5 protein-coding genes, 2 pseudogenes and 1 CRISPR repeat array are annotated in these 9,942 nt (G+C 56.0%); all 7 genes and pseudogenes read left to right on the forward strand.

Annotation, left to right across the window (positions count from 1 at the left end; genetic code table 11):
* The first annotated feature begins 31 nt into the window (after positions 1–31).
* The gene (locus tag ENN68_09075) at positions 32–2,500 is read left to right on the forward strand and encodes a hypothetical protein (protein HDS46215.1); all 2,469 of its coding nucleotides are present in this window, start codon (positions 32–34) and stop codon (positions 2,498–2,500) included.
* A gap of 76 nt (positions 2,501–2,576) precedes the next feature.
* Positions 2,577–2,929 (forward strand): annotated as a pseudogene (locus tag ENN68_09080) (anti-sigma factor antagonist).
* 6 nt (positions 2,930–2,935) lie between these two features.
* Entirely contained in the window at positions 2,936–4,657 is a 1,722-nt protein-coding gene (locus tag ENN68_09085) for a thiamine pyrophosphate-binding protein (GenBank protein HDS46216.1), read from the forward strand.
* Between the two features lie 737 nt (positions 4,658–5,394).
* The gene (locus ENN68_09090) at positions 5,395–6,021 is read left to right on the forward strand and encodes a hypothetical protein (protein HDS46217.1); all 627 of its coding nucleotides are present in this window, start codon (positions 5,395–5,397) and stop codon (positions 6,019–6,021) included.
* Between the two features lie 2 nt (positions 6,022–6,023).
* The gene (locus ENN68_09095; protein ID HDS46218.1) at positions 6,024–7,403 is read left to right on the forward strand and encodes a stage II sporulation protein E; all 1,380 of its coding nucleotides are present in this window, start codon (positions 6,024–6,026) and stop codon (positions 7,401–7,403) included.
* Complete coding sequence (locus tag ENN68_09100; GenBank protein ID HDS46219.1) at positions 7,396–7,815, forward strand: ATP-binding protein; 420 nt, start codon at positions 7,396–7,398, stop codon at positions 7,813–7,815. The genes ENN68_09095 and ENN68_09100 overlap by 8 nt, the downstream gene beginning before the upstream one ends.
* A gap of 96 nt (positions 7,816–7,911) precedes the next feature.
* Positions 7,912–8,961 (forward strand): annotated as a pseudogene (locus ENN68_09105) (xanthine permease).
* Between the two features lie 55 nt (positions 8,962–9,016).
* A CRISPR array of direct repeats spans positions 9,017–9,929; the repeat unit is 37 nt; unit sequence GTTTCAATCCTTGTTTTGGTGGATCGGTCTCTTCGAC.
* Positions 9,930–9,942 lie beyond the last annotated feature (13 nt).

Raw genomic sequence — 9,942 nt, forward strand, 5'->3', positions numbered from 1 at the left:
GTGAACCACCCAAACGCGATCATCCGTCTCGATGATGCGTTACGCATGGCGCTTGCCGGCGGTGATTTTTCGCAAGCGATCCAGGTGGAATCGATCGACCAGTAAATACGCACAGAGACTCACGGTTTTACTCCAACAAGAGCTCGGCGAAATTCGGGCGGCTACCTCAACCCCCAATATGCTGTCAACCCCCCAAGAGGTTCACCGTTTATATACTCGGAAACGTTCGTGTGATTGTATGGCAGTCTCACACAAAGTTCTCGCGGTCGTGGCGGTCCTTTTGCTCGTGTGCTGCTTTGCTGCTGGCTGGTTCGCGCGAGAAACGGTGGTACCTGCCATTGAGACACACGGGGAACGGGAGCTTGTTATTGGCGCGTTCCTGCCCCTTTCAGGCGCGCGCTCTTCCTCGGGCGAGTCGACGCGTGTCGCGCTGGAACTCGCGGCGAATGAGATAAACGATTATCTCGCAGAGCTTGAGAGTCCGACGAAAGTGCGCTTGCTCGTGGTGGATACCGCGACTGATCCAACAGTTGCCCGTGAGCAGCTTCAGCGGTTGGACCAGCGAACCGTAAAGCTCGTGATCGGGCCTGATTCGAGCCTCGAAGTCGAGGCGGTCAAGTCCTACGCGGACAATCACAGCATCATGCTGATCAGCCCGGGCAGTACTGCGCCCTCCCTGGCTATTCCGGGCGATAACATCTTCCGATTCGTCCCTGATGATACCCACCAGGCTGAGGCAATCGCCCAGCTGATGTGGAACGACGGCGTCAAGCTCGTGATACCCGTGTGGCGGGGCGATGTGTGGGGCGATGATCTTGCGGACGCGACGAAGCGCAGCTTCGCGGCTTTCGGCGGTACGGCGGCTGAAGGCGTGCGGTACAATCCCGAAGCCACCCAGTTCTCCACCGAGTTGGAGCGGCTGAACGGCCTGATGAGTGCCGCAATTGCGCAGTACGGCGACACGGATGCAGTAGCAGTTTACCTCCTGGCATTTGAAGAAGTCGTGCCGCTCTTCTGTGAAGCGCGGAACTATCCGCTTCTGAACTCCGTGCGGTGGTATGGAAGCGACGGCACGGCACTCAACAAAGCACTGGTCAGCGCCCCTGCGGCTGCTGAGTTCGCGGCCCAAACCGGCATTTTTAGCTCGCTCTACAGGCGCAACGAAGGGCCTATCTTGGTACAGATTCAAGAGCGTATCGGAAGACCGCCTGAAATCGATGCGCTCACGGCCTACGACGCGCTCTGGGTCGCCACGCTCGCGTGTATCGCGGCGGGCGATGCGGACGACGCCGCGGGCCTGAAGAAAGCGCTCGTGCGAACAGCCAATTCGTACTACGGCGCAACGGGCTGGACGGCACTCAATGAGGCGGGTGATCGTGCATTCGGCGATTACGACTTCTGGACCATCGCGAGGGTGCACGAGGGTTACGAATGGGTGCGGGTGGCGCGATACACGGTCAGCCCTGGCTCACCCGGCACGATACAGTTTGAGCAGCCTATTTGGACGGCGCCTTCACGGCGCGTGCTCATCATCCATTCGTACGACGAAGCATGGAGTTGGGATCAGGATATCCAGCGTGGCATCATCGAAGGTTTACGCCGGCACGGCTACATCCTTGATCGCGACTATGCGTTGAAGACCTTTTACATGGACACGAAAGTCAGCTACACCACGCCGGAGCAGATCGAAGAACGCGCCAGGACGGCGATTGCGCTCATCGAGGAGTTCGAGCCGGACATCGTCTTCGTGAATGACGATAATGCGCTCAAGTACGTCGCTGTCGCGTACACTGAGCGGTATCCCGATCGGAGACTCCCCTTTGTCTTCTCCGGCGTGAACGTGGATCCCACGATTTACGCGCCGATCACCAGCTTGGAGCGCCCGGGCGGGCCTATCACCGGCGCACTCGAGCGGTTCCCGTACTACGAGGGTTTCGCGTTGGCTCAGAGAATCATCCCGAATGCGAGTACTATCGTGCTCCTTGCCGACTCCAGTTCGAGCTCGAGCTTCGTCGTCAGCACGTTCAGGGAGCGGTACCTGGACGTGGTTAACGACTCGCCCTTGCAGGTCATCGGCCCACTTCAGGTAGGGACCTTCCGAGAATGGCAGGAGACCGTGACGGCGTATCAGACGGAAGCAGATCTCCTCGGTATTCTCACGTACCATCAGCTCCGTGATGAAAACGGAAAGGTGGTCCCGGCACCGATGGTGGTTGAGTGGACCGTGCACCATAACGAACTCCCGGAACTCGGCGTGCTCACCTTCCATGCAGAGGACGGCTACTTCGCTGCCGTAGGCGTGTCTGGCTATAAGACTGGGCTCTACGTCGGTGTCATTGGCGGCGAAATCATCGGTGGCAAGGATCCTGCGATCATCCCTATTGTGGATCCTGCGGTGATCGAGGTCGCGTTCAACCTCGAGCGAGCGGATACGCTCGGGATCACCATACCCGCTGAAGAACTGGTGAAGGCCAGTGAGGTATTTCACGCTCCCCAGTGAGGAAGCAATGCTTTTATTATTGGGGCGACCACATACATTAACGGATTTGTTCATCGTGTGCGGATGAGATTCAGCCATGGAGATTGAGGAAAAGGATAAGGGAACGGTGAAGATACTAACGCTGAGTGGCCGGCTCGATGCGTATTCCTCAAACGAAGTGGAGAAGAGCATCACCGGCCTGATTGATGAGGGCTGCGTACGAATTGTGGTGAACTTCGAGGATGTGGAATAGAATACATCAGCAGCTCAGGCTTGCGCGTCATGCTTGCCGCACTGAAGCGCTTGCGTAAGCTCAACGGCGAGCTGAGTCTGGCATGCCTGCGACCCTACGTGAAAGAGGTCTTCGATATCGCGGGCTTTACGCAACTCTTTGGGATCTATGATCGCGAAGCAGAGGCGGTAGAGAGATGCGCCGCTGCAGGCACGTGACCCGGCATGAAGATAACGACTGCAGAACTGTTATTACGGTACTTAGAGGGTGAAGGCGTCGAGTATATCTTTGGTGTACCGGGTTTATCTCTGCTTCCCTTTTACGCTGCCGTTAACAAGCAGGATGCCATCAAGCTGATTCTAGCAAAGCACGAAGAAGGCGCGGCATTTATGGCCGATGGCTACGCGCGGGTGAGCCGCAAACTCGGCGTCTGCTATGCGACTTCAGGACCCGGAACGACCAACCTCATCACCGGCGTGGCATCGGCGTATATGGATAATGTCCCGATCTTAGTGATCACCGGGCAGGTAGCCACGAGTATCTATGGCAAAGGGGCGTTTCAAGACTCCACGAAGGCGGGTATTGACTCTGTTGCCATGTTAGATCCGATCACGAAGTACAGCACGATGATCCTCTCCCGCCAGAAGATGCCTGAGACGCTCCGCGAGGCTATTCGAATCGCCTTCAGCGGCAAGAGGGGCCCCGTACACCTCAGCTATCCGAAGGACATCATGGAAGAAACGATCGAAGATACCTTGCTGCCGGCAAAGCGGTATCACGTGGACTCGAACTACTTCGATCGCAAGCTAGTAATCGAGGCTGCGGAAAAGCTGGTGCGGGCAAAGAGGCCCGCGATGCTTTTGGGCGCCGGGGTGATCGCGGCTGATGCGATCATGGAAGCGCTCGAATTAGCTGAACTGCTCAACATTCCCGTCGCCACGACGCCCAAGGCGAAGGGCGTATTTCCAGAAGATCATCCGCTCTCATTGGGTGTATTTGGCTTCAGTGGCTCACCCGCGGCCGAGGAGTATCTGCTGGGAGGTGTGGATGTGCTGCTCGTGGCGGGCTCCAGTCTGAATCAAGTGGCAACGTTCTCCTGGGATCCGAAACTCCAGCCGACTGACTGCTTGATCCATATAAACATTGATCCCTCAGAAATCGGCAAGAATTATGTGGCGGACCTCGGTCTGATCGGGGATTGCCGTGCCGTGCTCAATGAAATTTCGTTCAGAGTTCTGCGGGAGTTACAGAAACACGACCCCAAGGAGGAGCGTCCGATCGAGGAGGTTGCCCGCTTTAAGGATCGTGTGGGCGTCTTCTACGAGCGTGAGAAGATGTTCTCGGATTCTGTCCCGATAAAGCCGCAGGCGCTGATGCGTGAGCTACAGGACTGCTTGCCTGAGGATGCCATCGTCTTCGTTGACGCCGGCAACCACACGTGCTGGGCGCTACATTATCTCCAGGTAAAGAAGCCGAACATCATTTTTGCGCTCGGACTGGCCGCGATGGGGTACGCCACACCAGCGGCGATCGGCGGCAAGCTGGCTGCGCCTGATAGGCCGGTTGTGGCGATCGTAGGTGACGGCTGCTTCCTGATGAACGGTATGGAGATCGCCACGGCAGTGAGCCATGATATCCCGGTGATCTGGCTCGTCCATAATAACGCGAAATTGGGGCTCGTGCACGATATTCAGCGCTTCAGTCTGGGCGATAAAACGGTATCCACCTTGTTTAAAGCAGTGGATTTCGCAACGGTTGCGCGAGGGCTCGGCGCCGCGGGCTACCGGATAGAACGTCCAGGCGAGCTTACGGAGATCTTACCGCAGGCTATCGAGCGTGCCGAGCCGACGGTGATTGACGTGCGCATTGATCCCACCGAAGTTCCCCCGATAGCTCGCTGGATACACAGCGTTGGGGAACTCCGTGCACGATTGGATGCATTTTGACCATGCATCTTATGGCAAACTGGTGCATGAGCGGTAAGTGAGCACGATTTCAGTGGTGTTTTTTTTTAGCGCGCTCTACCGACTCTGGTTTCTTTTTACTAAAAGGCGAAATACCCGTATTCACTACCCGCCATCCTGTTTCTGCTCACGAACTCAGACGAGGCGGCGATTTAAAGCGTCCTTTGCGCATCCGCAGCTCGTAATGGCTCTCGATCGTCACATTGCCCCGGTGCTGCTCTGTACACCTGCTCGGGCTTGAGCGCCGTCAACGTCTCCGCACTCGATGTCCACCATTTGCCGGGCGCGCACAAGCAGCACTTCAGCAAGCGCCTTGCCGGAACGCGGATCCACCACCGCCAGGAAGTCGCGCGCCCAACGGTATGCTCGTGGGCGAGTAGTAGTCCACCCACCGGCCTCTTTTTATCAGCACCTGCGCACTTCTTTGAGGTTATCGAAAGAACGCCTATCGAGTCAATTGCCCGTGATGGGGGGCAGATATTGTCGTGCGGTAATCACGGGTATACCCGTTCGCCTTCTTGAACCGGTGCTAAGCTTGCAGGAAGACAGGGCGATTTTCCACGTGGCGTGCTCACGCATCGTCTGTTCTGGTTGCAAGGCCGGGTTGGACGGAACGGATGAGAGCGGACACGCGCTCCCGGATACGGTGGACCCGTAACAACGTAACGGCGCAATGCGTGGTGCTTAAATAATTGATTAGCCTATTTACCACGAAGGATATGGTAGATGCGGTCCTTGAACTCTCTTTGAGATTGGTTGTGAACATGCTCGTGATCGTGGCGGTCGCGTTATTCGTTACGCACACACGGTACCTCGAGAAGGTTCTGCGGCATCAGTTCACGCTTCTCAATCGCGCGGTCTTCATCGGTGTCTTCGGCGCCCTCGCTATTTTCGCCACCTACGCGGGTATTCCAGTACCAGGCGCGATAGCAAATGTGCGTGATCTCGGCCCGATGATCGCGGGGTTGCTTGGCGGGCCGGCAATCGGCCTCGGTGCGGGTTTAATCGGCGGCGTGCACCGCTATTTCCTGGGCGGTCTTACTGGTCTTCCCTGCGCACTGGCTACGGTACTAGCAGGGCTCTTTGGCGGCATGATCTATCTGAGCCGTGACGGTAAATTCATCGGCGTTTTGGGTGCGGTGATCTTCGCAGCGCTCATGGAATCGCTCCATATGGGCCTGATCCTCGTGCTCGCAAAGCCGTATGCAGACGCAGTTGCGGTTGTCAAAACGATCGGCATGCCGATGGTGCTTGCGAATGCATTGGGCATGCTCATCTTCGCGCTCATCATCTCGAACTGGCTAAGGACGCGCGATGGCGTGTGCCTCCGCGAGGAAAGGAACTAAAAATGCTGTCCTCGATCTTCGGGCTCTTGCTGACACTGGCAGAGAAGATCTGTGTGCTCCTCGTCTTCGCGTACATTGTCAGCCGCACCACGTATTTCCAGGAGATTCTGGATAAGAAGTTCACGCTCAGGAATCAGGCGTTCCTGATCGTCATCTTCGGTGCGTTCTCGATCTTTGGAACGTATTCAGGGATACAGCTGTTCGATGCGATCGCGAATGTCCGGGATCTTGGCCCGATGATCGCGGGCTTGATTGGCGGGCCGGTGATCGGGTTAGGCGCAGGCCTGATCGGCGGTGTGCACCGGTATTTCCTCGGCGGCTTCACGTGCATACCTTGCGCGCTCGCCACGGTGCTTGCTGGCGTCTTCGGCGGGCTCATTTATATGGCGCGTAAGGGTGAATTCATCGGTGTGCCCGGTGCCGTGGCCTTCGCGGTGCTCATGGAGTCATTCCATATGGGGCTCGCGCTCCTCATTGCCCGCCCCTTTGACGAGGCCCTCATCCTCATCGAGAACGTCAGTGTGCCCATGATCTTTGCGAATGCCGTGGGCATGTTCTTCTTCGCGTTCGTCCTCTCAAATCTGATCCGGGAGCGGGAGACGGCTGAGGAACGTGACCGTTACCATGCGGAGCTGGAGCGCAAGCGGCAGGAATTGAAGATCGCGCACGAGATCCAGCAGAGTTTCCTGCCTGAGGCGATACCACTATTGAAGGGCTTCGAGCTCGCGGCTCTGAATCTTCCCGCGCGTGAAGTGGGCGGTGATTTCTACGATTTCATACCCATTGCGGAAGACAAAATCGGGGTCACCATCGCGGACGTTTCCGGTAAGGGCGTGCCCGCGGCACTCTTCATGGCGCTTTCGCGTACCGTTGTCCGGACGAAAGCGCGCGGTAATCCGAGCGTTGCGGAGGTGATCGAAGCGGCGAACAGTAGTATCTCTGCGGATTCGAAATCGGGCATGTTTGTCACCCTGTTCTATGCGATCCTGGACTTGAAGGCGCGAACGCTGACGTACGTCAACGCGGGCCACAACCCGCCGGCGCTCTTCCGTGCGCTGAGCAGCGACATCATTCTGCTTAAGGCCCGTGGCATTGCGCTCGGCGCGCTCGACGAGATCGCTCTGGAGGAGCGCACGATGCAATTGGACCGCGGTGACACGGTGGTCTTCTACACCGATGGTGTAACGGAGGCGGTGAACGAGCGTGAGGAGCAGTTTGGTGAGGAGCGCCTGGTTGCTCTCATTACCGAGTGTCACGGATTAACAGCGGACGCGCTCGTGGAGCGGATAAAGAGCGAGGTAGTGGCCTTCTGCGGCGGAGCACCGCAGTTCGATGACATCACGGTGATGGTCTTGAAAGCGGGGGAAGTAGAAGATGCGTGATCACGTGGAGCAGGAGTTCGAAGCTGATTTAGCACAGCTCGAGCCAATCGGGAAATTTATAGTGACCGTGCTTCGCGAATTCGGCCTGGAAGAGCAGAGGATCTTTCATCTCCAGCTGGCTGTTGACGAGGCGTGCTCGAATATCATCAAGTACGGATACGCTACTGCAACGGCCGAAGAGAACAAGATCATGATCTGTTGCTCACGGCGCGATGGCACCATTGCGGTAGAGATCAAAGATAATGGCAAGCCATTCGATCCGATGACCGTGGCATCACCTCATCTGGAAGCGAGCCTGGAAGAGCGGCAGATCGGCGGACTCGGGATTTACTTCATGAAGAAAGTGACGGATGCGATCTCGTATGCGTATACGGACGGCCAAAATGTGCTGACCCTGGTCGTGCGGTGTTGATGGCTGTATGGATGGTGATGCATTGTGCGTTTACACCCGCTTTAAATATACGTGACCCTTCATGCAAGACGTGAATGAGTGACTGAGTGAAGGAGCATGCCAAAGAAACCACCGGAACTCATCTATGCGGTTGATGACGTACCGCCACTGTCTGCTAGCCTGCTCTTGGGGGTGCAACATATCTGCATCATTGCCATCTCACTTATTTTCCCCGTCGTCATTGTCCGTGCAATCGGTGGCTCAGCTGTGCAGGCAGAGTTCATGGTCAGCATGGCGCTCTTTGCGGCCGGTGTGGGCACGATCCTGCAGGCACTGAATCGAAAGGGCATAGGATCTGGATACCTCTGTCCATCAGTCTGCGGGCCCTCGTATCTCTCTGCGTCACTCTTAGCGGCGAAAACGGGCGGGCTCTCGCTACTCTTTGGCATGACCCTGATTGCTGGCACCTTTGAGGTGTTCCTCTCACGTGCAATGCATCGTCTCCGCGTTCTCTTCCCACCCGAGGTGACCGGCACGGTGGTTGCAATGGTTGGTATCACCGTTGTGCCGATTGCCATCACGAATTTCATGGGACTCGATGCCTCCGACACGGTTACTGAACGTGCTGAACTTATCGTAGCCTTCATTACGCTGGGCGCTATGCTGGGCACCAGTGTGTGGAGCAAGGGTAAACTGAAACTGTACCCCCTGCTTATAGGTATGATCATCGGGTACGCCGCTTCATATCTACTCGGCGTACTCGGCGCCGTTGATCTTCGTGAAATAACCGAAGCACCGGTGATCGCCGTGCCGGAGCTCGAGTATTTTGGCTGGTCATTCGATCTCCTCCTCCTTGCTCCGTTCCTGATCGCCGTCACCTGCTCAACGCTGAAGAGCGTGGGTGATCTCACCACGTGTCAGAAGATCAACGACCTCGACTGGAAACGCCCGGATATGAAGAACATCGGTGGTGGTATTCTTGCCGACGGGCTGAGCGCGGTCACCGCAGGCCTCGTAGGAACGATGGGGCAGTCAACCTCCTCGAGTAATATCGGGCTCTCGATCGGGACGGGCGCAACGAGCAGGCGAATCGCCTTTGCGGCCGGTGGGATTCTGATCACGCTCGCGTTCTTTCCCAAACTGGCCGCGATCTTTGTGATCATGCCCAAGCCAGTAATGGGCGCTGCACTCATCTACGCCGTGAGCTTCATGATCATCGCGGGGTTCAATCCTTGTTTTGGTGGATCGGTCTCTTCGACATGGCAAGCATAGTTTCTGTGGCGGTTGTTACTACGGTTTCAATCCTTGTTTTGGTGGATCGGTCTCTTCGACTTGGAAATGCCAACAGACTATTCAGAACTATTATGAGTTTCAATCCTTGTTTTGGTGGATCGGTCTCTTCGACCGCGGACCCGCCTAATTGCGCGGCGGATGAGATGAGTTTCAATCCTTGTTTTGGTGGATCGGTCTCTTCGACTTACCGGTAGCTTTGCGAGTGCCAGCCCAGCGCCGAGTTTCAATCCTTGTTTTGGTGGATCGGTCTCTTCGACCTGAGGGTCATTGCTCTTCCTCCTCGTTTGATGGAGTTTCAATCCTTGTTTTGGTGGATCGGTCTCTTCGACCAAAATGAGAAAGAAGCTAAGCTGAGTGATGACCGCGTTTCAATCCTTGTTTTGGTGGATCGGTCTCTTCGACCAGTTCCCTACATAAAGATCAACAAAACTATCGTTAGTTTCAATCCTTGTTTTGGTGGATCGGTCTCTTCGACATCAAGCATCGCACGTGATACCCACCCGGCGTAGTCAAGTTTCAATCCTTGTTTTGGTGGATCGGTCTCTTCGACTTATCAACCTTAATTATATATTGGTATTAGAGTATAGTTTCAATCCTTGTTTTGGTGGATCGGTCTCTTCGACCAATTACGAAGCGTCGGTTGCGGTGCCCATACTCAAGTTTCAATCCTTGTTTTGGTGGATCGGTCTCTTCGACGCACAGATGACATCGTTGCCGTTGCAGAAGAATCGGGTTTCAATCCTTGTTTTGGTGGATCGGTCTCTTCGACCCTTTATTTTTGCAGATGATTTTTCCGGTACAATGCGTTTCAATCCTTGTTTTGGTGGATCGGTCTCTTCGACTCAGCGAGGACGA

The organism is Methanomicrobia archaeon (assembly GCA_011049045.1).
Taxonomy (GTDB): Archaea; Halobacteriota; Syntropharchaeia; order Alkanophagales; family Methanospirareceae; genus JACGMN01.